The sequence below is a fragment of the Streptomyces sp. DH41 genome (assembly GCF_029813785.1).
Classification (GTDB): Bacteria; Actinomycetota; Actinomycetes; order Streptomycetales; family Streptomycetaceae; genus Streptomyces.
Window position 1 is genome coordinate 1 of sequence record NZ_JARVKY010000048.1, and the last position, 22421, is coordinate 22421.

General features: G+C 67.8%; 25 protein-coding genes and 5 pseudogenes. 13 read left to right on the forward strand and 17 right to left on the reverse strand.

All coding sequences use genetic code 11. The features are described 5' to 3' along the window. The first annotated feature begins 796 nt into the window (after nucleotides 1-796). Nucleotides 797-1033: a hypothetical protein gene (locus QC283_RS38565; protein ID WP_279566462.1), complete on the forward strand. Its 237-nt coding sequence runs from the start codon at nucleotides 797-799 to the stop codon at nucleotides 1031-1033. An 85-nt stretch (nucleotides 1034-1118) separates the two neighbouring features. On the opposite strand, the pseudogene QC283_RS39720 reads toward QC283_RS38565, so the two are convergent. Then, nucleotides 1119-1432: pseudogene (locus tag QC283_RS39720) on the reverse strand (transposase); the annotation flags it as partial. Nucleotides 1433-1704: 272 nt separating this feature from the next. Continuing rightward, nucleotides 1705-2130: a winged helix-turn-helix transcriptional regulator gene (locus tag QC283_RS38575; protein ID WP_279566463.1), complete on the reverse strand. Its 426-nt coding sequence runs from the start codon at nucleotides 2128-2130 to the stop codon at nucleotides 1705-1707. A gap of 136 nt (nucleotides 2131-2266) precedes the next feature. Between QC283_RS38575 and QC283_RS38580 the strand changes: the two genes are divergently transcribed. Continuing rightward, entirely contained in the window at nucleotides 2267-3139 is an 873-nt protein-coding gene (locus tag QC283_RS38580; protein WP_279566464.1) for an oxidoreductase, read from the forward strand. Nucleotides 3140-4010: 871 nt separating this feature from the next. Here the strand turns inward: QC283_RS38580 and QC283_RS38585 are convergent. Continuing rightward, nucleotides 4011-4757, reverse strand: coding sequence for an NADPH-dependent F420 reductase (locus QC283_RS38585; RefSeq protein WP_279566465.1), 747 nt, complete (start codon nucleotides 4755-4757; stop codon nucleotides 4011-4013). A 136-nt stretch (nucleotides 4758-4893) separates the two neighbouring features. Between QC283_RS38585 and QC283_RS38590 the strand changes: the two genes are divergently transcribed. The 4 genes and pseudogenes from QC283_RS38590 (at nucleotide 4894) to vph (ending at nucleotide 8855) form a co-directional block, all read left to right on the forward strand. Continuing rightward, nucleotides 4894-5742, forward strand: coding sequence for a LysR family transcriptional regulator (locus tag QC283_RS38590; protein WP_279566466.1), 849 nt, complete (start codon nucleotides 4894-4896; stop codon nucleotides 5740-5742). Between the two features lie 448 nt (nucleotides 5743-6190). Then, complete coding sequence (locus tag QC283_RS38595; protein WP_279566467.1) at nucleotides 6191-6814, forward strand: histidine phosphatase family protein; 624 nt, start codon at nucleotides 6191-6193, stop codon at nucleotides 6812-6814. A gap of 83 nt (nucleotides 6815-6897) precedes the next feature. Beyond that, nucleotides 6898-7920: pseudogene (locus tag QC283_RS38600) on the forward strand (IS630 family transposase); the annotation flags it as partial. Nucleotides 7921-7991: 71 nt separating this feature from the next. Beyond that, nucleotides 7992-8855 carry a viomycin phosphotransferase gene (vph, locus tag QC283_RS38605; RefSeq protein WP_279566468.1) on the forward strand — a complete coding sequence of 288 codons (864 nt, stop codon included), beginning with the start codon at nucleotides 7992-7994 and terminating at the stop codon, nucleotides 8853-8855. 57 nt (nucleotides 8856-8912) lie between these two features. Here vph and QC283_RS38610 read toward each other — a convergent pair whose 3' ends face one another. Then, complete coding sequence (locus QC283_RS38610; RefSeq protein ID WP_336620691.1) at nucleotides 8913-9347, reverse strand: RHS repeat-associated core domain-containing protein; 435 nt, start codon at nucleotides 9345-9347, stop codon at nucleotides 8913-8915. 60 nt (nucleotides 9348-9407) lie between these two features. Here QC283_RS38610 and QC283_RS38615 point away from each other — a divergent pair, with 60 nt between their 5' ends. Beyond that, nucleotides 9408-9971, forward strand: a complete 564-nt coding sequence (locus QC283_RS38615; protein ID WP_279566469.1) for a DinB family protein — start codon at nucleotides 9408-9410, stop codon at nucleotides 9969-9971. 11 nt (nucleotides 9972-9982) lie between these two features. On the opposite strand, the gene QC283_RS38620 is transcribed toward QC283_RS38615, so the two are convergent. Next, nucleotides 9983-10435: a transposase family protein gene (locus QC283_RS38620; protein WP_279566470.1), complete on the reverse strand. Its 453-nt coding sequence runs from the start codon at nucleotides 10433-10435 to the stop codon at nucleotides 9983-9985. 174 nt (nucleotides 10436-10609) lie between these two features. Next, complete coding sequence (locus QC283_RS38625) at nucleotides 10610-10786, reverse strand: hypothetical protein (RefSeq protein WP_279566471.1); 177 nt, start codon at nucleotides 10784-10786, stop codon at nucleotides 10610-10612. A 51-nt stretch (nucleotides 10787-10837) separates the two neighbouring features. On the opposite strand from QC283_RS38625, the gene QC283_RS38630 reads away from it, so the two are divergent. Continuing rightward, a complete protein-coding gene (locus QC283_RS38630) occupies nucleotides 10838-11059 on the forward strand; it encodes a hypothetical protein (protein ID WP_279566472.1) in 222 nt (73 codons plus the stop codon). 250 nt (nucleotides 11060-11309) lie between these two features. Further along, nucleotides 11310-11831 (forward strand): GNAT family N-acetyltransferase, encoded by a 522-nt coding sequence (locus tag QC283_RS38635; RefSeq protein ID WP_279566473.1) that lies wholly within the window; start codon nucleotides 11310-11312, stop codon nucleotides 11829-11831. A gap of 230 nt (nucleotides 11832-12061) precedes the next feature. Here the strand turns inward: QC283_RS38635 and QC283_RS38640 are convergent, their stop codons facing one another. The 3 genes from QC283_RS38640 to QC283_RS38650 form a co-directional block, all read right to left on the reverse strand. Further along, entirely contained in the window at nucleotides 12062-12811 is a 750-nt protein-coding gene (locus QC283_RS38640; protein ID WP_279566474.1) for a class I SAM-dependent methyltransferase, read from the reverse strand. Between the two features lie 54 nt (nucleotides 12812-12865). Continuing rightward, nucleotides 12866-13114, reverse strand: coding sequence for a transposase (locus QC283_RS38645; RefSeq protein WP_443032756.1), 249 nt, complete (start codon nucleotides 13112-13114; stop codon nucleotides 12866-12868). 1440 nt (nucleotides 13115-14554) lie between these two features. Continuing rightward, nucleotides 14555-14803 (reverse strand): hypothetical protein, encoded by a 249-nt coding sequence (locus QC283_RS38650; RefSeq protein WP_279566475.1) that lies wholly within the window; start codon nucleotides 14801-14803, stop codon nucleotides 14555-14557. Nucleotides 14804-15278: 475 nt separating this feature from the next. On the opposite strand from QC283_RS38650, the gene QC283_RS38655 reads away from it, so the two are divergent. Beyond that, a complete protein-coding gene (locus tag QC283_RS38655; RefSeq protein ID WP_279566476.1) occupies nucleotides 15279-15773 on the forward strand; it encodes an LGFP repeat-containing protein in 495 nt (164 codons plus the stop codon). A 23-nt stretch (nucleotides 15774-15796) separates the two neighbouring features. Here QC283_RS38655 and QC283_RS38660 read toward each other — a convergent pair whose 3' ends face one another. From QC283_RS38660 to QC283_RS38665, 4 genes and pseudogenes are all read right to left on the reverse strand, one after another. Continuing rightward, entirely contained in the window at nucleotides 15797-16243 is a 447-nt protein-coding gene (locus QC283_RS38660; protein ID WP_279566477.1) for a hypothetical protein, read from the reverse strand. Between the two features lie 72 nt (nucleotides 16244-16315). Next, on the reverse strand, nucleotides 16316-16885 hold the full coding sequence (locus QC283_RS39725; protein ID WP_443032757.1) for a WD40 repeat domain-containing protein: 570 nt from the start codon (nucleotides 16883-16885) through the stop codon (nucleotides 16316-16318). Continuing rightward, nucleotides 16880-16966 (reverse strand): annotated as a pseudogene (locus QC283_RS39730) (hypothetical protein); the annotation flags it as partial. The gene QC283_RS39725 and the pseudogene QC283_RS39730, both read right to left, overlap by 6 nt. A 51-nt stretch (nucleotides 16967-17017) precedes the next feature. Further along, nucleotides 17018-17161: a hypothetical protein gene (locus QC283_RS38665; RefSeq protein ID WP_279566478.1), complete on the reverse strand. Its 144-nt coding sequence runs from the start codon at nucleotides 17159-17161 to the stop codon at nucleotides 17018-17020. A 158-nt stretch (nucleotides 17162-17319) separates the two neighbouring features. On the opposite strand from QC283_RS38665, the pseudogene QC283_RS38670 reads away from it, so the two are divergent. Then, nucleotides 17320-17448 (forward strand): annotated as a pseudogene (locus QC283_RS38670) (IS5/IS1182 family transposase); the annotation flags it as partial. Nucleotides 17449-17492: 44 nt separating this feature from the next. Here the strand turns inward: QC283_RS38670 and QC283_RS38675 are convergent. The 4 genes and pseudogenes from QC283_RS38675 to QC283_RS38690 form a co-directional block, all read right to left on the reverse strand. After that, a complete protein-coding gene (locus QC283_RS38675) occupies nucleotides 17493-18038 on the reverse strand; it encodes an MOSC domain-containing protein (RefSeq protein ID WP_279566479.1) in 546 nt (181 codons plus the stop codon). 520 nt (nucleotides 18039-18558) lie between these two features. Continuing rightward, a pseudogene (locus tag QC283_RS38680) lies at nucleotides 18559-18843 on the reverse strand (IS110 family transposase); the annotation flags it as partial. A 424-nt stretch (nucleotides 18844-19267) separates the two neighbouring features. Next, nucleotides 19268-19831, reverse strand: coding sequence for a GNAT family N-acetyltransferase (locus QC283_RS38685; protein ID WP_279566480.1), 564 nt, complete (start codon nucleotides 19829-19831; stop codon nucleotides 19268-19270). A 58-nt stretch (nucleotides 19832-19889) separates the two neighbouring features. Beyond that, entirely contained in the window at nucleotides 19890-20717 is an 828-nt protein-coding gene (locus QC283_RS38690; RefSeq protein WP_279566481.1) for a helix-turn-helix transcriptional regulator, read from the reverse strand. Between the two features lie 162 nt (nucleotides 20718-20879). On the opposite strand from QC283_RS38690, the gene QC283_RS38695 reads away from it, so the two are divergent. Together QC283_RS38695 and QC283_RS38700 are read left to right on the forward strand one after the other, a co-directional pair. Next, nucleotides 20880-21287: a nuclear transport factor 2 family protein gene (locus tag QC283_RS38695; protein WP_336620690.1), complete on the forward strand. Its 408-nt coding sequence runs from the start codon at nucleotides 20880-20882 to the stop codon at nucleotides 21285-21287. Continuing rightward, the gene (locus tag QC283_RS38700) at nucleotides 21287-22129 is read left to right on the forward strand and encodes an NAD(P)H-binding protein (RefSeq protein WP_279566483.1); all 843 of its coding nucleotides are present in this window, start codon (nucleotides 21287-21289) and stop codon (nucleotides 22127-22129) included. The genes QC283_RS38695 and QC283_RS38700 overlap by 1 nt, the downstream gene beginning before the upstream one ends. Nucleotides 22130-22421: the final 292 nt, after the last annotated feature.

Here is a 22421-nt window from a genome sequence, read left to right on the forward strand (position 1 = left end):
GTCTCCGACGGCACCCCTCGGACCCGGTGACACCACCCCCCAGGTCATCCCATCGACAGGGGGCAACAGTCATGCCGGGCCCGGAGGCCAGCGGCCCTCTTGCAGGACCGCGAAAAAGATAACGGGGCGGAACTCGTCCGTACCCCGGGGCCGGTTCGGCTCAAGTACTCACAGACGACTGCCTCGTCCAGGGAGCGGCGCGCGTCACCGAGGGTGTCGGCAGTGAGCTTCTACGTCCCCCTCGTTCCGGAACGGTGGGGTGAGACCGTCCGCGTCAGCGCGTCCGCCCTGTGCCTCACTCCTCCTGCGGAGGCTACGCGGTACCCCCGGCAAGCCGCCCAGGAACCCGGGAAGTTGCCCGTGGCAGAACGGTCATTCCAACCGATCGGTCCTCGGAGCAACACGAGCACGCCCCTCCCTGCCCGCACCAGCGGGCCGGCCTGCGCCCATGGCGGTCATGGCGAGGTCCGCGGGGCGGGGCATACACGTGACATCGGGTTCGTCGACCGGCTGGGAGAGGCCTCGCTCACAGGTGTCCGCCTGCCACACCGCGCGACGGGCGGCGGGACAGTCCGAGAACTCGCCCAACGGTGGCACGACCACCACAAGGAGCACGCGGTACTCGGCCTGCTGACTGCGTAGGAGACACGCGACGCTCACACGGGACCCATAGCATCCTGAGGCGGTTCCGTGCCCCGGAATGGCCCTGGCTCGGGGGCACAGTCAGGTTTCGCCCCGGCTTGTCAGTCCCCGCTGCAACACTGATCGCAGAACGCCCCCGATCGAGGAGCCGACCGTGGCCCAGCGCGAAACCCCCCGTCCCTCCCTGGTGTCCTCATGTCTGGACTTCCTTGAGGTGCTTACCCAGTTCAGCGACAAGCTGTCGAAGACACTGCGTGGGGCCACCAAGACGGGCCGGGACGCCCAAGCGGCCTACAGGAACCTGCGTGACGTCTGCACGCTGGCTGTGCGACTGTGGCGTTCCGTCCTCACCTTCTTCAGCGGCGATGCAGGGACCGCCCAAACCTGCTAGGCACTGTTTCTCGGATCATGTGCGGAGCCAGACCATGAGGGCTGCGAGGGCGACGGTGCCGAGGTAGATGTAGGCGCGTTTCTCGCCGGCCGCCTTGGGATCCTCGGTTGTGCCGGTGCCTTTGCTGGTCGAGACGTTCGGGGATGGTGTGCCAGATTCCGCATCGTCGCAGGTAGCGCCGGTTGCTTCGGGATGTGTAGGCCTTGTCGGCCAGCACGTGGTCGGGCCGGGTGCGGGGCCGTCCCACTCCGGATCGGGTACGGAGATCTGCTCCAGCACGTGCTCGAGCTGAGGGCCGTCACCGTAGTATCCCGGTGTCAGAACGAAGGCGAGGGACCGGCATCGTCCCGTCGGCGGCGAGATGGATCTTGGTGGAAATCCGCCGCGGGAGCGTCCCAGGCATTCGCCGATCTGACCACCTCCTCCATGCGGACGGCCAGTTTCCGCGGCACCGGATCGACCTGGTTCGTCCCCCGGCCGCCCCGGCCGCACCCGGTAGAGCCCTCCGTTGATCACCCGACGGGTGATCGCTCCACCGACCTCCCCGCGCACCGCCAAGAGGTAAGAACGACTCCAACCGAGCCCATTCCTCGTTCGTCAGATCCCCACGACCCATGAAGCCAGCCTGACCCCAGCACCCCGCTCAGGTCAGGAGATCCGAGAAACAGCGCCTAGGAAGCTCGTGCGTCGTGGCTCTCGCGATGGGTGAGAACTTGTTCCATGTGGGTCTGGGCCCACTGTCTGAGTCCGCGTGTCAGATGATGGAGGGAGAGGCCGAGGTCGGTCAGCTCGTACGTGACGGTGACAGGGACCGTTGGTGTCACCGTGCGGATGAGCAAGCCGTCGCGTTCGAGAGCCCGTAGGTTCTGGGTCAGCATCTTCTGGCTGACGCCGGCCAGCAGCCGGGCCAGTTCGGAGTAACGCATCGCCTTGGGGGCGTGCGATGCGCCGGGCTGCTCGGGTGTGTCACCACCCAGTGCGCACAGGATCAGGACGACCCACTTGTCTGAGATCCGGTCGAGGAGCTGACGGCTGGGGCACACGGCCAGGAACGCGTTGTACTCCGCCTTCGCCTGCGCCTTCTTGTCGGCCTTCATTGTCGCTGACCTTGCCTCTCACCTTCTGGGTGGTTACGCACTTCAGAGTGCCTACTTCCCTACAGGAAGTTTCTCTCTAATGCTGATGCAAAGGAGCTGGAGACACCACCCCTGACACGAAGTGAAAGGCACCACGATGGACACGCCCACCACACCCCTCCCCGGCGGAACCTGGACGCTGGGTGACTCGGCCGTCACCCGGTTCGGCTACGGCGCGATGCAGCTCGCCGGCCCGTGGGTCATGGGGCCGCCCGCCGACCACGACGGTGCCCTGGCCGTGTTGCGCGAGGCGGTCAGCCTCGGCATCACCCACATCGACACCAGCGGCGCCTACGGACCGCGCACCACCAATGAGCTGATCTGTGAGGCACTGCACCCATACCCGGAGTCGCTGTTCATCGCCACCAAGGTGGGTGCGACCCGCGACGCGCAGGGCGGCTGGCCCACAGCCCGGCGCCCCGAAGACCTGCGCAAGCAGGTACACGAGAACCTTGAATCTCTCGGCGTCGAGACCCTCGACCTGGTCAACATGCGTATGGGCGATGCTCAGGGCCCGCAGCCCGGCTCGATCACCGAAGCGTTCGAGACGCTCGTCGACCTCCAGCACGAGGGCCTGATCCGCCACCTCGGCGTCAGTAATGTCACCGGGGAGCAGGTCGCCGAGGCGCGCAGCGTCGCTCCGATCGTCTGCGTGCAGAACATGTACAACCTCGCCCACCGCCACGACGACGACCTCGTGGACGACCTCGCCGCCGACGGCATCGCCTACGTGCCATTCTTCCCCCTGGGAGGCTTCACGCCGATACAGTCCGAGGCCCTCTCGCAGGTCGCGAACCGACTGGAGGTGACGCCGATGTCGGTCGCGCTGGCCTGGCTGATGCAACGCTCGCCGAACATCCTGCTGATCCCCGGGACTTCGTCCACCGCCCACCTGCGCGAGAACATCGCAGGCGCCGGCCTCTCCCTCTCGGACGAGGACGTGGCCAGACTGAACAGCATCGGCCACTGAACAACACGCTGGCCACCAAGATGGAGGATCCAGACCCGTAGGTCTGGACGAGGAGATGGGGTAGCAGGAGGGCAGCCTGCCCGAGGCGTTCGCGTGCTCGAGCTTCTGGTTGACGCTGTGCACGATCCGGCTCGGGGAATGGAGAGTTCCGGAGGCGTTGGCGCAGGTGGGACGCCTGTGCGGAGCGTGTGGTGAGGGCGAGCGCGCACGGGGTGATCGGAGCACCGGTGGCGTCGCGGCGACCGCGAATCAGGTCGAGACCGCTCCGCCGGCCTGCACCGCGGTACCGGGCACGCCGTCGTTCGCCGCGCTGTCCGGGCGACCGGCGGCACCCGGCGGGCGTGGCGGAGGTGGCCGACGGTGTCGCCGGCCGCGGCGTCGACAGGGTCCCCGGCCGGCCGAGCAAGAGGTCCACGTGCCCGACGAGCGTGTCGGGCTGTCTGATCGCGAGGGCGTGTGCGAAGACATCGTCTCCGGACAGACGCACGGACGCGACGTGTTCAAGGCGGTAGTGAAGAACGTCGGGGACACGGCCGGAGTCCGCAGAGGCCGGCCGGTCCCGGGCGGCGGCAACAGGCGGCGGCCTTCCGCACACTCGATGCCGACGAGCATGGCCTGCGTCTCGTCGCTGCCCTCGTCGAGGGCGGGGGCGTCCGCCAGTCGGCCCACGACGTCGAAGACGTCCCAGGCGGCGCCGAACTCCCCCAGGCCTGTGGTCAGGTCACTGCTCGAACAGGCCTGGGGCTGAAGCACTCAGGGATCCCCATGCCGCAGGGTCCGCGTGGCGGTGGCGGTGGCGGTGGCGGTGGCGGTGGCGGTGCGTCAACGCTCGACCCTACCGTGCCGCACCGTCAAGGCGCCTCACCTGCTGTTACATCCGGAAACCCGCGGGCCCTCGCAATGTGGCGGAGAGCTCCTTGATCCGGGCGACGGGTGCGGGCACACCGGGCGCCTGCTGGACCCAGGCCACGAATTCCCTGGCGGTGAGGCCGGACGGCGGCTGTCCCACGTACGGAAGTGCGTACAACGGGGTGTTGGGTTCGCTGCGCCAGCTGTCGGCCAGTGTGCCGAGGTCCACCGCGTCGAAGCCGAGTACGTCCAGCAGGTCGGCCACCTCCTTCTTGGCGTCCGGGTCGTCGCCGGAAAGTGGCAGCGCGGTGCGGTCGATGGCGCCGGCCGGGCGGAACAACTCCAGCAACTGCTTGGGGCCGATGTTGTGCAGTGCCTTCACCACCCGCGCGTCTGCGAGGTGGCGTTGCACCAGTTCGCTGGAGGTCAGCTCGCTGCTGTCGAGTTCCGGCACTTCGAACTCGGAATGGGGAGCGTAGTTCATCGGGTCGATCACGGTCTTGCCGGCAAGCTCCGCCCGGGGCAGCTGCTCGTAGGCGGCCAGCGGCACGGACGCGATGACCAGATCGCCGGCGCTTGCCGCTTCGGCCGGGGTGGCCGCGCGGGCCCGCTCGCCGAGCTCCGCGACGAGACCGGCCAGCGTCCCAGGGCCTCGTGAGTTGCTCAGGACGACGTTCAGGCCGGCGTCGACGGCGCGGCGAGCGGCCCCGAGGCCGACCATGCCGGTGCCGATGACGCCGAGGGTTGTCGTGCTCACTCTGTTCTCCATTCGTGTTTCCCCGCGTCGCGGCATCCAGCGCGTTGGACCGCTCCGGCGGGCTCATACCCATCACAGCCGGAGCGACCTGCGCGAACAATGACCAGAAACGCTCGGCAGCGATCACATCGCGTGATAGATCAGGCAGATGGAACTGAGAGCGCTGCAGTACTTCGTGACCGTCGCCGAGGAGCTGCACTTCGGGCGCGCGGCGCAACGCCTGGGCATAGTGCAGCCGGCGGTGAGTCAGCAGATCGCCCGGCTCGAACGCGAGCTCGGCGTGCGTCTGCTCGACCGCACCTCACGCCGGGTACGGCTCACCCCGGCCGGCGAACGGGTGCTCGCCGCGGCCCGTGAGACCCTCGGCGCGGCGGCCCGGGTGCGGGTGGTTGCCGGAGAACCGGCGGCCGCCCTGCGGATCGGGGTGGCGTCCTGCGTCACTCGACGGCTCGACCGGGCGGTGGGCCGCCTGAGCGACGGCGAACGCCCCGCCCAGCCGAAATTGGTCGACCTGCCGGTGGCCGCGCGGCTCGACGCCGTCCGCGACGGCGAGCTGGACCTGGCACTGGTGCGGGGCGCGTTCACCTCCACGGCGGTGACGGTGGTCCGCGCCTGGTCCGAGCCGCTGCACGCGGTGCTCGCGCGTGAACACCCCGCTGCCCGCCAGCCCGCGGTCAGCCTGCACGACCTCGATCCGTACGGTCTGCGGCTTCCTGCCCGGGACAGCGACCCGCCGATGCATGACGCGATCCTCGCCGCCCTGCCCGCGGCCCCGCTGCGGCCGCCTGCCGGGGACATGCTCAACGTGCTGTTCGAAGTGGGCCGGGACACAGAGGGCTGGACGCTGACGCCGGCCGAGCAGCTCGACGGGTCCCGCTCCCAGCGGCTGCTCCAGATGCCGCTCGACCCGCCGGTGACCGTCGACGGCAACGTCGTCACCTCACTGGCCACCCCTGAGCCGTGCGTGGCGTCGTACGTGGCCGCGTTCGCGGACTGAACTCCTGCCTCAGGCGACCAGGTCTTTCCGGGAGGGAACGCCGCATCCCTTCCCGCACCAGCGGCAATTCGTGGTCGCCGTCGGCGGTCTGCCCGATGCCGGCCGGTGGGGCGTCGTCCACACCTGCGCTGCCAGGGGCGCAGGTCGTCGAAGGGGCCGGTGGGCTCCACGGTGCGCAAGGGGCGGACCGCCTTCTCCAGGGGTGTGCTCGAACGAGCCGGCAGCGGCGGGGACCGCATCGAACCGCTTGACGTCTTCGTCGACCGGGTTCTGCAAGCCCTCTCTTCGCCGCCGCAGCGGAGTACGCGGTGCCCCGCTCATCGCTGGCCGCCGTGCATGCGAGCGCGCTCCCTTCACCTAGCTAGGTTCTTTGATGCGGGAACCGGCGCCGAAGCAGGCTGCGTCCATCGATACACAAGATCGTTAAATGGGTGCAGAGGAGTGTGTGATGACCGGCACGGCTACCCGTTACCTCTATCTGGTGCGGCATGGCGAGGCGGCGTCGGAGGAGAGCGGGCTGACGGAGGTGGGTCGTCGGCAAGCCGTGCTACTCGGTCAGCGCCTGCGGGAGATCCCTTTCGCGGCTGTTCACCATGGCCCGTTGCCCCGGGCAGAGCAGACCGCGCGTCTGATCGGTGACCAGCTGCAGAACGTTCCCCTGCGTGTCTCGGAAGTGGCCGGTGACTACGTTCCTTACGTGCCCATGAGAGACGAGCTGCCAGCGGAATCCGCAGACTTCTTCCTCAACTTCCTTTCTGGCGCCACTGAGGAGGAACGAAAGCACGGACCTGCTCTGGCCCGGCAGGCGTTGGAGATGTTCACCGGGCCGGTGAACGGTGAAGAGGACCGGCACGAACTGGTCGTCACCCACAACTTCCTGATCGCCTGGCTCGTCCGGGACGCCATGCATGCGCCGCATTGGCGCTGGCTCGGCCTCAACCACGGCAACGCCGCTCTCACAGTCATCCGGTACGCGCCCGGCCGGCCGGCCTCTGTCCTCGTCTCGAACGACATGCGGCATCTGCCTCCCGAGCTGCGCTGGACGGGCTTTCCTCCCGAGGTGCACGTCTAGTGCTGTGACCGAATAGGTTCGCCGGGTTGGTAGTTGGAGCGGTTGGATGGGCGGTGACGTCCATTCCGGCCGCTGGAGGCGTGGTGGCCGAGCCTGTACGGGTGCGCAGACTGACCGACCAGGAAGGGCAGAAGCTGCAGCAGATCGTGCGCCGGGGCAGTACCAGCTCGGTGCGCTACCGGCGGGCGATGATACTGCTGGCGTCCGCCGGCGGGAACCGCGTACCGGTGATCGCCCAGCTGGTCCGGGCCGACGAGGACACGGTGCGGGAGGTGATCCACCGGTTCAACGAGATCGGCCTGGCCTGCCTGGACCCTCAATGGGCGGGAGGCCGTCCCCGCCTGCTCACCCCTGACGACGAAGACTTCGTGATCCAGACGGCCACCACCCGCCCCACCAAAATCGGCCAGCCCTTCACCCGCTGGTCGATCCGCAAACTCGCCGCCTACCTGCGCCGCGTCCACGGACGCATCATCCGCATCGGCCGCGAAGCCTTACGCTGCCTGCTCCGCCGCCGCGGCATCACCTTCCAGCGCACCAAGACCTGGAAGGATTCCCCCGACCCGGAACGCGACGCCAAACTCGACCGGATCGAGCACGTCCTGGAGCACTTCCCGGACCGGGTCTTTGCCTTCGACGAGTTCGGACCGCTGGGGATCCGGCCCACCGCGGGCTCCTGCTGGGCGAAGTAGGGCAGGCCCGACCGCCTGCCGGCGACCTACCGCCGCACCCACGGTGTGACCTACTTCCACGGCTGCTACTCCGTGGGCGATGACCGGCTGTGGGGCGTCAACCGGCGCCGCAAGGGCACCGCCAACACCCTGGCCGCGCTGAAGTCGATCCGAGCCGCCCGACCCGACGGAGCCCCGATCTACATCATCCTGGACAACCTCTCTGCCCACACCGGAGCGGACATCCGCCGCTGGGCGAAGAGGAACAAGGTCGAGCTGTGCTTCACGCCGACCTACGCCTCCTGGGCCAACCCGATCGAGGCCCACTTCGGACCGCTGCGGCAGTTCACCCTGGCCAACTCAAACCACCGCAGCCACCCCGCGCAGACCCAGGCCCTGCACGCCTATCTGCGATGGCGCAACGCCAACGCCCGCTCGCTGGCGCGGCCTGACAGCACTTCGTGCACATCGCCTCCGCCCCATCGAAGGATCCAGAGGTCACACCCGTGAGCATTTGTACGACGCATCGTGCTCTGCTGAGCCGTCTGCTGCCCGACGACAAACCGGACGACCTTGCAGTACGTCAGGGGCAATTCCACGTCGTGGTCATTGGCACAGACCGCGTCGTGTGCCTGCCCCGCACCCGGGCAGCGGCTGCCCGGCTGCCCCAGCGGGTGGCCGCACTACACGCACTCGCCGGCCTCGATCTCGGCTTCCGCACACCTGAGCCGCTGCTCCAGGGCGGCGCCCACGGCACCGACGAGCCACCGTTCCTGGTACTTGGCCGCATTCCTGGAGAACCGCTGGAGGCCGACGCCCTCAACGATGCCCAAGTGGTCGACACCGTGGCGGCGCAGTACGCCACGCTGTTGTCCGGCCTGGCCCGTGCCGGCACCGACGAGACCGTACGATCAGTTCTCCCTCAGGCCCCAGAAGGCCAGTGGCGGCGGTTCGCGGAGAACGTGCGTGCGGAGCTGTTCCCGCTTATGTCCGACAGCGGACGCCTACGGGCCGAGCGGGAACTCACAGCACTCGACAGCCTTCCCCACCTCACCCGAGCAGTGGTGCATGGCGACCTCGGTGCCGAAAACGTCCTATGGGAGTGGTCGCACGGCCTGCCGCACCTCTCCGGAGTACTCGACTGGGACGATGTCACACTCAGCGACCCGGCCGAGGACCTCGCAGCCGTCGGCGCCAGCTACGGCCCTGAGCTCCTGGAGCGGGTGCTCGCCCTGGGCAACTGGTCAAATCACCGACTCCTTACCCGCATCGCCGCGATCCGCGGCACATTTGCCCTGCAGCAAGCCCTCTACGCAATCCGCGACGGCGACGAAGAAGAACTCGCGGACGGCCTGGCCTACTACCGCTGAGGCACACCGGCACATCCGCTTCATCGAGCACTTCACAGCAACAGCAACCCGGTGAACCTATGCGGTCACAGCACTAGCAACGCCAACCTTCTTCATCGCACTGCTCGCGAAACCCGTCAACGACAACCCGCTGAGGTCCGTGTTATCGATGGGGTCGCCGCCCGCGTAGAGGTTGCGGTTGGTTTCCTGGCCGGAGGGGTCGGGCTGCGTGAAGCGGCCGAGTGACGGGTCGTAGTAGCGGTGGCCCAGCGCGTACAGGCCGGTCGGATCCGCGTACGCGCCCGCAGTTCCGGCACGGCTCGGGGACGGCCTCGGTCTGTGTCGTCCGCGGGAGGCCAGTGGGGCCGTAACCGTAGGTGTGGGTGCGCTTGCCGGCGTCGTCGATGACGCCGAGGACGAGGACGTTGCCGGTGGCGTCGATGAGGTAGTAGTAGAACTATCCCCAGTCGTCATGGAGTTCAGCGCGCCCCCGGGTCCCCGGTTGAGCCCCATGTCCACCGACGGCGTCCGCGAGGGGCGCAGCCAGGTCTCCGTTGTATGTAGCGTGCGGAAATGACAAGAAGCGAGCGACTCGCGGACCAGTTGGACTGGTATTGGAGCAAGAACCTGCGGCCACGGCTGGAGGGCCTTACCGACGAGGAGTACTTCTGGGAGCCGGTGCGCGGCTGCTGGAGCATCCGCCTACGTGGCACGTCGGCCGCACCGATGTCGGAAGGTTCGGGGGAATGGAGGATGGACTTCGCCTCCCCTGCCCCGGTGCCAGCGCCGGTGACCACGATTGCCTGGCGGCTGGCGCACATCATCGTCTCCTGCCTGGGCTATCGGGTCGGATGGCACTTCGGCGGCCAAGACCTTGAGTCCCAGGCATTCGCCTACGCGGGGACCGCTGACGAGGCGCTGAGACAGCTCGATGAGATGTACGGGAAATGGAACGCGGGGGTCCGCGGACTCTCGGACGCTGACCTGGACAATCCGCCCACGGCGGGGCCCGAGCGGTTTCCCATGGAGAACAGGGTCCTGCACGTCAACAGGGAGCTGATCCATCACGGCGCCGAGATATCCCTGCTGCGTGACCTCTACCGCTGGCAGGACGGAGCCGTACGGCGCCTGACCTGACTGATCATCTGTCAGCGTGGTTCGCGGGGACCGCGAGAGCTCGCAGGAGGTCGGTGGCGCAAGCGGGGGACGGCGGCGGTGATGTCGTGGGTGCGGCCGGAGCGGGCTGCGGAGATCCAGATCAGGCGGCCGTTCTCGTCGGTGAGGGCGAGGAAGTGCAGGCTGTGACGGCGGTGTTTGCCGGAGTAGTTGGGCCGGTTCGCGGCGCCGGTGCGGCGGATGGTGGGGATCAGGGTGTCGTCGATGAGGACGACCTCGCCACCCCGTTCAGCGATCTTCTTGCACGCGCGGTCCAGGCGGGGTGCGCGGGCGGCGGGCATGGATGTCAGCTCGTCGCGCCAGCGGCGCACGGTGGTGTCGCCGACGGCGTTGCCGCCGGGCATGTCGGCGATGCGCTGCTGGTGGCGGAGCACGGCGAGCACGATCTGTCCGCACGGCAGGGCTCGCCAGCGGGATCCGATCATTTTCAGGTGGCGGCTGGGCAGATCGATGCAGGATTCGTTGGTTCTTCGCGACACCGGCAGGCGCACTGGTGGACAGGGAAACCGGTGTCCCCGGCGTACTCGTTGATCCATTTCATGCACACGTCGAGCCAACGGTCGCCGGGGGCATGCCGGTTACGGGCGCGGTCCTCGTTCCTACAGTGCGATCTGGAAGCGTCCGTCAGGCAGTTCGCGCAGCCAGCCCCGCCCGGCGAGCTTGCTCAACTTGCCGCGCAACGGCTCCAGTCTGCCCCTCGCCTCGACCTCAAGGGCAAGCTCGACGCCGACGTCCTTGACCCGGATGGGACCACCGGCATTCCGCACGATCTTCATGAGCCGCTGGTAGTCCGGGGGCAGGACCTCCTCGCCCGCGCCCGCCTACCGGTGCGGGACCAGCAGCACACCGCGCCCGCCCACCTGCACCGTCGCTGCCTGCGCCGACGGTCTCTCGGCGTCCAGCTGAGCGTGCATCCGTTCCCGCACGCGCATCGCCACCACGATTTCCTCGCGCTCAGCACGGACCGCATCGAGCCGCTCGGCCAGGAGCTTCTCCTCCTCATCGAGCTCCGCCCGGCGGGCCGCAACGCGTTCGAGCGGCCTCGTTGATCTCCGTCATCCCGCGAGCCTACGAACCCGTACGCCCCCCGACCTGGAAACGAGCAGACCGGCCTTGACCGCCGCCTGACGATCGAGAGCGCAGACTGCCGCCCACGGCCAACCCGAGCATGCTCACTGACGAGCACGCCACCTCGGTGACCTGCGACTTCAAGATGGCGAGGCTTCGATGTTCACGAGGAACGACAGCGCACGGCATCAAGCAGGGAGAAATCCGTTGTCGTGCCGTCTCCAAGGTCGCATGCTTCGGGGCGTGATCACTGAAGACGACTCCCCTTACGCCACCGTCACCACGCGTGTCACCGTGCGCGATCTGCTGCCTCAGGATTTGCCGGCGTGCACCTGGTCCGGCTCGGCCACCCACCTACGCCACGTGGAGCGAGAGCTGACGCGCGCTGCGGCAGGGGAGGTGGACTACCTGGCTGTATGCACTCCTGTGAACCTGCCGGTGGCGATCGGCGGCATCGACTATCAGGTCTCCCAGGAAGCCGGAACCTTGTGGCAGCTCGCCGTGCTGCCAGCGCTGCAGTCCTGCGGCTTGGGAACGCTGCTCGTCCGTGCTGCCGAACAACGAATCCGGTACCGCGGGCTCCGCAGGGCCGAACTCGCCGTGGAGGAGGACAACTCCAGGGCACGCGCCCTGTACGAGCGCTTGGGCTACATCGCGTACGGCCGCGAACCGGATGCTTGGGACGAGGAAGGACCCGACGGATCGCTCCGTCGCCACGAGACGATGTGCGTTCTCATGCGAAAGGGCCTTTGAGCCCCGTCCAGCGGCACTTGCGACGGGCAGCCACGTGGTCATCGCTCGGCTGCCCGTCGCAAGTGCCGGAGAGTACCCGACAGTCCCGGTGCAAGTGCTGTCGTAGCTGGTAGATGTTCGATCCGCACCCCGCCGCCGTCTGCCGTCCGAAGCGATGAACAATCGCTGTCCGTTCTCGGTTCTGGCACAGGTCTTGGGGAGCGGTCGCGGAGGGGGGCCTGCGAAGGTGATCAGGCGGCTTGGAGCCTGAAATGGACCAGGTCAGTGGCACCAGCCGGGGCGGGCTTGCCTTCCGGATCCGTGATCGCGGTTACGGCCAGGCCAGCGGACGTGGCCAGCTTCTCGAACTGGTTCTGGGGGTACCAGTACAGAATCCAGGGGCGCTCTTCGATGGTGCTGTCCGAGCCATGGTGGAGTTCGTAGCGTAGGTGCGTCGTCTGTGTCCGGGCTGTCTCGTCGCGTTGCTCGGCGACCATGGATACCCGGAGCTCAGCGCCGTCAGGTGTGGCGGCCGTGCGCACCCGGCCGATCTGTTCGGCGGGTGTCGGTTCGGGGGTGAACAGGGGCACCAGGGCGGTGCCGCCCTCAGCCAGGTGAGCACGGATGCCACGCAGGGCTGAGAGCGCTGTGGCGTCGTCGGGGAGCAGGGTGAAGGTTGGCCCGGCGAGAAAGATCGTCCGGTAGCGGCGGGGAAGGTTCAAAGCCTCCATGCGCTGATGGAAGACAGTGGCGCGGATCCCCAGTTCGTCTGCCCGGCGCTGCAGTCGCTCGAGCATGTCGGCAGACGAGTCGACGCCGTCGACGTCCAGGCCCTGTTGGCGCAGTTCGAGCAAGGGTTCACCATCTCCGCACCCGAGCTCCAACGCCGGTAAGCCGGCTTGTTGAATGAGAGTTGCGTAGGGTTCGGGGCCCTGGGAGACGGACTTCAGCGGTCCGTAGAGCTCCGCGACGATGCCGATGTAGAAGTCAGACGGGTCCACTCCCGTCACCCTACGCGGCGCTTTCTGTACGGTCATCTGAATATCACGGGTGGGTCACTGGAGCAGGGCCATCTTGCGGAGCAGTTGGAATCCCGCTCGTCCGCAGAGTTGCCTCTTGATCTTTTTGATGCGGTTCACGGTGCCTTCGGTGCCGCCAGAGCTCCAGTGCAGGGTGAGTCCGGCCGTCACGTCGTCGAGGTCCCGGAGCAGGTGGAGCGCGAAACCGATGAGGCCCGGCAGCTGACTGCCGTCAACGGCGTCGATCCAGGCAGGGAGCGTGTGCCCGAGGCGGTGGGGCATCATCTCGCCGAAGTCGCGCGGACGTGCCCCGCGGCAGCGTCCAACTCCGGGCAGCGGGCCAGAATAGCCTTCAGTGCTGCGTGGTCTTCCTCGCTCAGCCTTGTAGGCCGGCAAGTGAGCCAGCCGGTCACCTGTCGCACCGTCGACGGCGCAGGCTGCGCTTGCGGCAGAGCGGCGCGTAGGCTGGCCATGTAGGCGCGGACCATCTGATAGGTGACGGAGCGTTCCGGGCGAGCAGTTCCCGGTACAAACGGGTGACATTCGAGCAGCCTGCAGCAAACCGCTCCTCCAAGTAGGGTTTGCAGGGGACCAGCCTGCTGGGCCGGGGGCGGTTCTCGCGGAGGGTTTCCTCCCAGTGTGCGGCGCGCCCGAAGCGCAGCACGGTGTTGAGCCCCCAGCCCAGGTGCCGGGCGATCGCCCGAGCGAGTGCCGGCGCGAGTAACTCGTGGACCAGGGCGTGGGCGTCCTTCTTACGCTGTGCCCGTCTGCCGAAGGGCTCCCGGTCGGCAGGCTCCGAGCGCTCCTCGGAGTGTCAGCGCTCGTCGTCTTGAGCGATCCCGCCGAACACGAGAGAGTCCCAGAATGATGCGTCGGCCTGCATGACCACTACCGTCACTGGTCACAACGGTGCCTGGCACAGACCTGTCGGAGCGTCACTCTCACTGTCGGGCGACAAGGCGTACGCGGTCTCGAACCCGACCCTCGCAATCGAAGACCTCGGTGCCTCGGAGTGGAGAACCCTGGCGGCGTGGCGCAGGTGGTACGCCTGGGCGGAGCGTGTGGTGCAGGCGAGCGCGTACGGGGTGACCGGTGGCAGCCAGCGCGGGCACCGCCGAGCGCACGCCTGGCGTAGCGGAGGTGGCGGAAGGTGTTGCCGGCAGCGGCGTCGATGGGGTCTCCCGGCTGGCCGAGGCAAGAGGTGCACGTGCCCGGCGAGTGTGTCGAGCCGTCTGATCGCGAGGGCGTGTGCGAAGACATCGTATCCGGGCAGAGTCACGTCCGTGACTTGTTCAAGGCGGTGGTGAAGCACGTCGTAGAGCTCTCCGAGCCTGACGGTCACGAGGCCCCGCCACCGTCCTGCCGGACGGTCAGGAGGAGATTCGCGGCGGCTGCCGCGTGGCCGGCCGTGAGGTTGAGCTGCTCCGCGTCGTCCGCGTGTTCCGGTACGGAAGATCGTGGAAGCCACGGCCGGGCCGGACGGGAAGAGCCCGTCCAGCCCAGAGCCCTCCACCGGAGGCTCGACGCCGAAGTGTGCCAGGGAGGGGACTGCCGGTTCACGTAGGGCCAAGTGATCGATTCCGGTGTCCCTGGCGAATGCCGCGGCCGCCTGAAGACAGGCCGCCTCGACCTCACCGTGATCGCTGACGGTGTTCTCCAGGCCGGTGTAGGACCCGTGTGCGTCCCGGTCAGAGGGACCGTACTTGGTGACGCGGTAGAAGTAGGTCAGCACGTCAGCATCCTCCAGGGAATGCCGAACTGAGGCTCGAACTGAGGCACCGAGGTAGGGGCGTCCCCATATTGGAGTCGCAGCCCGTATTCGACGGCCGGGCTCTCGGTGGCGTCCAGGACCACCGTCTCGTCGTCCCGGACCACCGTCTCGCCCTCGCCGGCCTCCACGACGGCGCACCCGGCCTGCTCCTTGAGCCGGTACTCGACCTGCTCGTCCGCCACGATCTTCGTCAGCCAGGCCACGGTCGTCCCCCTCCCCCTCGCCCGCATCATGTGCGTTTGTGACTTCCGGCGTGCCGGGGTTCCCCGCGAAGGCGAACCCCCTGTCTTTCCTAGTGATTTGATCACAAGGAAGGACAACTGCAGTTGTCCACACACAGCGGAGTTGGCACCGTCCTCGTCGACCGTGGCGCCCAGGCAGCGGCGACCGGGCTCGGGAGAGGTCGACGGGCGGCCGATCCGACTGGACGTCGGCGGGGTCGCCGATGACGACGGCCAGCCGACGGTGCCGGGGCGGAAACTGTGGCCCTGAGCCGGCGAAGGGCCCTCGGTCCACGGCTGCCCGCACCACGACGACGTACCCGGCGGATGGTCGTCCGGCAGCAGGTCCAGAGCGGCTGAAGGAGCTCCGTTTCCCTGCCCTGGGCGCGTCGTTGGTCTGGTCGAGCGCCGCCTTCACGAGGCGGAACACCTGCTCGATTCACGAGAAGGAGGGCGCATGACGCGTATCCAGGTAACCGGCCGGACCAGCAAGCCATGGAAGGCGACTTCCACTGTGGGCCTGCTCGCCCTGATGGCCGGCACGCTCGTCGTGTCGGTCTCGTCGGCCGCGCAGGCCGACGGCGAGTACTGCGGTCACCGGGTGCTGGGCGACATCGAGAAGCGGTACGTCGCGATGGGCGGTCCCGGAGGATCGCTCGGCTGCCCGCTCACGGAGGAGTTGGTCAACCCCGACGGGGTCGGCCGCCGGACACAGTTCGAGAAGGGGACCATCTACTGGTCCCCTCGCAGCGGCGCGTGGCCGGTGTGGGGGGACATCGGCGACTACTGGTGCAATGAGGGATGCGAGGCGGGGTGGATGGGCTACCCGACGTCCTACGAGTACGTCGTCGGCAACGAGACACGACAGAACTTCCAGTGCTCCGTCGTCCGCTGGCAGGCTCTGCCGGGCAACGCCGCCAAGACCTGGAACGACGGCAACAAGTGCGTGTGACGCCTTGAGGCGCCAGCGGTGTGTCAGAAGCCTTCGGGCGATGTCCGGACTGCTCGCCGGCGGGCGGCCTCGTCGCCGGGAATGTCCGGGGAGGCGAAGTGGAACGGCACCCCGAGGAAGTCGGCCAGGGCTCGGCCCGCCTCAGCGGCCGTGGTCCCCGGTGGGGGCCCGCCGGGACGGTTGTGGACGGTCGCCAGATGGCCCTCCCCGGCCGGGTCGTCCAGGACCGCGACCAGTATCACGAACCAGTCATGGACCGTGTCGCCGTCCCACTGAGCCTCGACAGCGACCACACGGCCCGGGAGCTCAGCGGCACGGGCCGTGAGTGAGGGAAGGTCGAGCGGATCCGGTGGTCTGTGCTGCACACGGTCACCAAGGGTCTCGTAACGCGCGTGGACCACCTGTTCCGCCTCGTGCACGCCCAGCCCCAAGGGGCGCAGGGCCTCCCACACAGCCTTCACCGCCGTCATCCGGCGGTCCCCCAGCACGTTCTCGTCGACCTCCCGGCGGGGTCCGTTCCTCCAGGCAGGCCCACCAGCCGCTCACCGGGCGTCCGGGCGGCATGTCGTCGCGTACGTCATGAGGCCGAGCATAGGACAGGCAGTGCGTGCCTCGATAACGTCCCGAGACCAGCCCGCCGCAGCTCTACCTCGCTTCCGGCGGGCCGGGGCACTGTGCGGCCTCTCGTCATCGCCTCGGCCACGGCCTTGGGCATCTCCGGTGGTACGTGACTTCCTCGGGAACGTAGCGGCGCCATTTCCTGTTCGGTCAGGGACCGGCCCGCGATCGTGCAGGCTTGGTCGGCTGGGTGGCTGGGTGGCTGGGTCGTTGAAGGCGTCGGTGTCCCACAGCCGCACCGTCCCGTCGTCGCCACTGGTGGAGATGGTGTTCCCGTCCGGGGCGAAGAGTGCTGAGCACAGGACGCCGGTGTGACCGGTGAGCAGGGCCAGTTGCCCGTGGGCCCGAAGGTCCCACCGCCTCACCGTCCGGTCGTTGCCGGTGGTCGCCAGGGTCCTGCCGTCGGGGCTGACGGCGACCGACCCGACGATGCCTACGTGGCCGCTGAGGGAGGCGATGCGGCGGTGGGTGCATACGTCCCACAGCCTTGCCACGGCGTCCCGGCCGCTGCTGGCGAGGGTGTTTTCGTCCGGGGTGAAGGCCACCGAGTGCGCGAAGTCGGTGTGACCCGTGAGCGTTGCGGTGAGGCTGCGGTCCCGTACGTCTCACAGCCGCAGTCTGCCGACTCAGCTCGCCGTCGCCAGAAGACCGCCGTCCGTGCCGGCAGCCACGGAGCTGACCGCGCCGGTGAGCCCGTCGAGGGCGCCGAGGCGCTGCTGGGGCCGTGCGTTCCACAGCTGCACGGACGAGTACTCGCGGCCGCCGGTCACGAGGACCGTGCCGTCCGGGCTGAAGACGGCCGGGCTTCCGGCGCCAGTCAGGACACCGGTCTGTCTTCGTGTGCGGACGTCCCACTCCCGTGCTTCCCAGTCGTCATGGCCGGTGCCGAGAGTTCTGCCATCGGGGCTGAATGCCGCCGTGAGCGGACCACACCGTCGAACGCCGCATCAATCGCCTCAAGCAGTGGCGCGGCATGGCCACACGGACCGACAGACTCGCCATCGTCTACCAGGCCGCCCTCCACCTCGCCATCATCCTCAGCTGGACCCGACACTGACCAAAGAGACAGAACCTAGCCGCCGATGGCCACGGAACAAGGACTCAGACCCGTTCCAGCGGGCGGTGAGGGACGGGCGGGGACTCGACACGGATGGAATCGTCGGGGTGGACGGTCCCTCCCCTGCGGACCACAGCCATGACGCCACACTTGAAGGTGAACTCGCCGGACAAGGGGTCCATGGTGAAGACCTCGCCAAGCAGCCCCTTGCGGAAGTCGTTGATCTTCGAGCAAGGGTTGCGCAGTCCCGTCACCTCGAGCACCGCATGCTCCCCGAGATGGAGCAGAGCGCCGGTGGGCAGGCCCAACAGGTCCACCCCGCGCGTGGTGATGTTCTCGCCGAGCTGGCCCGCAGAGACCTTGAAGCCCTTGAGCGCGAGTTCGTCGAAGAGTTCCTCGTGCATCAGGTGGACCTGGCGCAGGTTGGGCAGGTCCGGCTCGTAGGTCATGCGGAACTGGTGGCGGATCGTCTCACCTGCGTGAACGTCTCCTTCCACTCCGAGCCCCGTGAGCAACGTGATGGAATCGCGATTGGGCTTGCTGAACGAGTACACCTCGTTACGGCTGACTGCGGCGACCTGACCAGGCATCACGCCCCCCACCTGTTGTCGTTCTGCGGCTGATCAATCATAGAGGCGGTGCGACCAGCCTCGTGACGGAGGCATGCAGTGAGTGTGATCAGCGCATGCGGACCGAGGGCGGCTCATCCGGACGCGGCGAGAGGCAGGGGCGGCACGCCGCGAAACCTCACAAGCGATCCGCCACAGAGGAAGAGCTGATCGGCAAGGCTGGAACCGAAGAAGACGTCGGGCAGCCATCAGTCGCAGCCAATCAGGACGACACGGAGAACGAGAAGTCCGGAAAACCCACACGATTCCGTGCAGGAACCTACGGACATCCAGCCGCCTCCACTCCCTGGCAGCAGGGACCGAACGGACTGCTACTCGACAGCAGATCACCGAGTACGGCCAACCGGGAACGGGAATGTGCTGGTCCTTGCCCCGCCTATAGGTGTGGCACAGGATCTGCTGCGGTGAGGCCAAACCCCGACGACCGTGGAAGACGCTCTCGCACATCGAGCTCGCCACCGCCGAGTGGGTCGACTGGTACGGCGATCCGGCGCATGACCAGTCCGGGCAGGTAGGCCACCAGGCAGCCCGCGTCACGGGCGACGGTCAGCGGCAGGGCGCCGATCGAGGCGGGCTGGTCGACGATCACCAGGACGGTGCCGAATTTGTCGCGCAGCTTGTCGAACACGGCCCGCAGCCTGGGCTCCCTGTTGGGCAGCGGCTTGTCGAAGACTCTCTTTCCGGCCGGGGGCAGCCCGTGGCCGTGGTGGGCGCTCTTGCCAACGACCATGCCGAGGAACACGCCCACGTCTTCGCTCTCGAACATCGTGCCTCTTCCCAAGGGGTGTGACGGTACCGGCCTCGGCAGTGGTGTCGTGCTCGCGCAGCCACGTTATGCAGACCGTCGCCCGCGAACTGCCCGGCGTTGCGCCGGACCGGCCGGTGGCCGGACCTCTGATCAGCGTCTCCGACGGGCACCTCCCGGGCCCGGCGACACCCCCCCCAGGTCATGCCTTCGACAGGGGGGACACAGTCATGCCGGGTCCGGAGGCCAGCGGCCCGATTGCAGGACCGCGGAGAACTTAACGGGGCCGGGGGCGGCCGAAGGCGGTGTCGGCAGTCATGGAATTCGCCACGTCAAGTGGGTTCGGCATCAGGCAATGACTCGCCCTCCGGGTCACGTTTCCCATGGGGCGGGGGTCGCGCCGGGCGACCTGCCAGCCCCCGCTGGTGGTTTCCCGCTGGCGACTTCAGGGACAAGGCCTGCTCATGTAGAGGGCGCGTTCGCCCGATGAGGGAGTGCCGTCGTAGAGCGCCGTGTCCAGTCCGCAGAAGGTGAAGCCCATCCGTCGGTAGGCGTGAATCGCCGGGGCGTTGATGTTGGTGACTTCCAGCCAGACGTGCTCGGCACCGAGTTCACGGGCCAACTCGGCAGCCCGGCCCACCAGCGCACGGCCGACGCCCCGACCTCGATGGGCGGGAGCGACCTCGATGTCCTCGATGGTCAGCCGCCGGTTCCACCGAGCGTAGGAGACAGCGGCGAAGCCGGCCAGACGTCCTTCAGGGCCGACGGCGACGAAAGTACGGCTGTTCGGATCCTCTGCGGCCGCTGGACCGTCGTCGGCGTCTTGGGCTGGGAAGAATTTGTGGATGGGCGGATCCACCGGGATCTCCTTGAGGGTGAACCCGACCTCAGTGGCAGCCACGTGGAAGATGGTGCCGGTTGTGAAGGATCCATCAAGTGCCTCGATGTCCTGGGTGTCCTCAGGGCGGGCGGTGCGGAACTCGTAGTCCATGTCGTCAACGGTCGTCATGGCATGAACCTTCGATCAGTTCGGCAGGCGGACGCGGTGGTTTCCGTAGCGGCGGCGGTCAAAGGCTCTTCAGCGCAGCGGCGCTGGGGCTGCCAGCTTCTGCCGTGTACATCACCAAGGAGAGGCCTGAGCCGGGCAGGCTGAGAATGTACCGGTCGATCTCCAGCTCGCCCAGAGTGGGGTGACGCAGGTTCTTCCGCACGCTGGGCATGGGGCGCACAGCGTGATTACGCCAGCTGCTCGCGAAGTCTGGATCGTGGGTTGCGAACTCGTTGATCAGCTGTGCGAGCACGTTGTCCGCAGGGTGCCGGGCGCCGGCTGCGCGCAATTGAGCGGCTGTCTGCTGGGAGAAATCGGACTCCGAACCGGGCGCGCCGGTGCAGAGGGTGTCACGGAATCTCGTCGACATGCGCGTGACGTTGCGCTCGTCAGGTGTGAGACGGGAGAAGTCTGTGATCAGAGCCGCGGCTGCCGCGTTCCAGGCGACGATGTCTTGCCGGTCGTTGACGATATAGGCAGGGATGCCGTCAAGTCTGCCGAGTAGCTGCTGGGCACCCTCGGATACGTGCTCTGGCGCGCCGCCGTTCTCCGCCGGCAGCGCTTGTCCGGCCAGGCGGGCCAGATGGTCTCGCTCTGCTTCAGTGAGCTGGAGAGCCGTCGCCAGCGCAACCAACACCTGCGCTGAGGGGCGGGGTGCCCGTGCCTGTTCCAGTCGTTCGTAGTAGCTCACCGACACCTGTGCCAGGGCGGCTACCTCTTCGCGGCGCAGTCCGGGTGTGCGACGGGCGCGCCGGCCTGGTGGAAGCGTCCCTTCGGCCGGCACATCTTCTGGTCGCAGTTCCTCGCGACGTCGGCGGAGAAAGGCTGCGAGTTCCTGGCTGCTCACTCTTTCATCCTGTCACAGGAGGGACAGCTGAGCCTCGCACTGCCGGTCCGGGGCTTGGCTGTCCGTTCCGCGCCCACACAGCTGCTGTGCATGGTGGATTGGTCGGTTTGTTGACCACAAGGAGAAACGGTGCCCAGGACCCCTGAGGAAATTTTTCACCGCATGATCGATCTGATGCTGGCCAAAGACATGGATGCCGTGGCAGATCTGTGGGCGCCTGACGGAATCGCGGAATTCCCTTTCGCTGCCGGGAGCTCCCCGCGCGTTCTCCGTGGACGTGAGGAGGTACGTGCCTACCTCGCCCACTATCCGGAGCTGATGGACATGAAGGAGGTCACCGCGCTTACCGTGCGACCCACGGACCAAAGGGACACCGTCGTCGTGGAGTGGACGGCCACCGGCCGCGCCGTGGCCACCTCCCAGCCCTACCGCCTGGACTACATCGTGGTTCTCACGGCCCGCGACGGGCTGATCGATCTGTTCCGGGATTACTGGAGCCCGCTGTCGGTGGCCGCAGCTGCAGGTGGTCTCGCCGGGCTGATCGACTCGCTGGAAAGGAAGGCCGTCTGATGTCCGGAGTGCTGGTGACCGGAGGTACCGGCAACACCGGCAAGACGCTGGTGCGAGAACTCCGCAACGCCGGTGTGCCGGCTCGGCGAGCCAGCCGGAACCCGGCCGCAGCTGATCCTGATGCGGTCCGCTTCGACTGGAACGACCCGACCACATATGGACCCGCGCTCGACGGGACGGACCGGATCTTCCTGCTTCCTCCGGTGGAGAGTGTGGACCCGCTGCCGCTGGTCGAGCCCTTCCTGCGCCAGGCGCAGCGGGCCGGTATCCAGCGCCTCGTGATGCTCGGCTCCGCCATTGTGCTGCCGAACGCGCCCAGCGCTGTGGAGCTGGCCGCTCAGGTTCAGGCTCAGCCCGGGGGTGTCGTACTCCGCGCGTCCGGCTTCATGCAGAACTTCCTGCGCCCGCACCCCCTGGCCGAGCGCATCCATCGACTCAGTGAGATCCGCACCGCGGCCGGTGACGGCAAGCTGGGGTGGGTCGATGCGCGGGACGTCGCGGCCAGTGCTGCCGCGCTGCTGGCTGACCTGGGGGTGAGGGCTCGAAGCGACTACCTGATCACCGGGCCGCACGCGATGAGCTACCCACAGGCCGCGCAGATCATCACCACGCAGACCGGCAGGCAGGTTCGGGTGGAGCGGATTGCGGAGGAGGAACAGGCTGCCGCCCACCGGGCCTCCGGAATGCCGACCGAGTTCGCCGCAGCGCTTGCCGCCGTCGAGCGCGGCATCAAGGAGGGGCGCGAAGACCAGGTCAGCACCGCGGTGCTCGAACTGACTGGCCGTCCGCCGCGCGCCTTTGCCGAATTCGTCTCTGATCACGCGGGCGAGTGGACGCAGTAGTACCTGTTCTGAGTTCAGATCACGTGGTGAGTTGGAGCCTGCGGAGCCACAGGACGGCGCCGCGTAGGTGGAGTCCGGCGAGGTGGGCCAGTGGTGTCATCTTCCGGCGACTGGGCGGCATCCGATGGCTCGTACCAGGGGCTCGTCATCGGCGAGCGCACAGTCCAGCCCAGTGAGGAGTGCAGGGCCCGGCCCTCGGGCGTGCCGACCAGGAGGCCAGGCTTCGCACCGACGCCGAACGCGAAATACGTCGGTGACATCCCTACCTCCCCCGATCGCGGGAAGTTCTGCT

Excerpts from the sequence above, each read along its gene's own strand:
- QC283_RS38625 (WP_279566471.1), bottom strand. The coding sequence starts at position 10,786 with ATGAAGATCGTGCGGAATGCCGGTGGTCCCATCCGGGTCAAGGACGTC.
- QC283_RS38655 (WP_279566476.1), top strand. The coding sequence starts at position 15,279 with ATGACGCGTATCCAGGTAACCGGCCGGACCAGCAAGCCATGGAAGGCG.
- QC283_RS38645 (WP_443032756.1), bottom strand. The coding sequence starts at position 13,114 with ATGATGCCCCACCGCCTCGGGCACACGCTCCCTGCCTGGATCGACGCC.
- QC283_RS38700 (WP_279566483.1), top strand. The coding sequence starts at position 21,287 with ATGTCCGGAGTGCTGGTGACCGGAGGTACCGGCAACACCGGCAAGACG.
- QC283_RS38590 (WP_279566466.1), top strand. The coding sequence starts at position 4,894 with ATGGAACTGAGAGCGCTGCAGTACTTCGTGACCGTCGCCGAGGAGCTG.
- QC283_RS38635 (WP_279566473.1), top strand. The coding sequence starts at position 11,310 with ATGCTTCGGGGCGTGATCACTGAAGACGACTCCCCTTACGCCACCGTC.
- QC283_RS38610 (WP_336620691.1), bottom strand. The coding sequence starts at position 9,347 with ATGGGGCTCAACCGGGGACCCGGGGGCGCGCTGAACTCCATGACGACT.
- QC283_RS38660 (WP_279566477.1), bottom strand. The coding sequence starts at position 16,243 with ATGACGGCGGTGAAGGCTGTGTGGGAGGCCCTGCGCCCCTTGGGGCTG.
- QC283_RS38615 (WP_279566469.1), top strand. The coding sequence starts at position 9,408 with ATGACAAGAAGCGAGCGACTCGCGGACCAGTTGGACTGGTATTGGAGC.
- QC283_RS38585 (WP_279566465.1), bottom strand. The coding sequence starts at position 4,757 with ATGGAGAACAGAGTGAGCACGACAACCCTCGGCGTCATCGGCACCGGC.
- QC283_RS38695 (WP_336620690.1), top strand. The coding sequence starts at position 20,880 with ATGATCGATCTGATGCTGGCCAAAGACATGGATGCCGTGGCAGATCTG.
- QC283_RS38685 (WP_279566480.1), bottom strand. The coding sequence starts at position 19,831 with ATGACGACCGTTGACGACATGGACTACGAGTTCCGCACCGCCCGCCCT.
- QC283_RS38595 (WP_279566467.1), top strand. The coding sequence starts at position 6,191 with ATGACCGGCACGGCTACCCGTTACCTCTATCTGGTGCGGCATGGCGAG.
- QC283_RS38580 (WP_279566464.1), top strand. The coding sequence starts at position 2,267 with ATGGACACGCCCACCACACCCCTCCCCGGCGGAACCTGGACGCTGGGT.
- QC283_RS38575 (WP_279566463.1), bottom strand. The coding sequence starts at position 2,130 with ATGAAGGCCGACAAGAAGGCGCAGGCGAAGGCGGAGTACAACGCGTTC.
- QC283_RS38675 (WP_279566479.1), bottom strand. The coding sequence starts at position 18,038 with ATGCCTGGTCAGGTCGCCGCAGTCAGCCGTAACGAGGTGTACTCGTTC.
- QC283_RS38620 (WP_279566470.1), bottom strand. The coding sequence starts at position 10,435 with ATGATCGGATCCCGCTGGCGAGCCCTGCCGTGCGGACAGATCGTGCTC.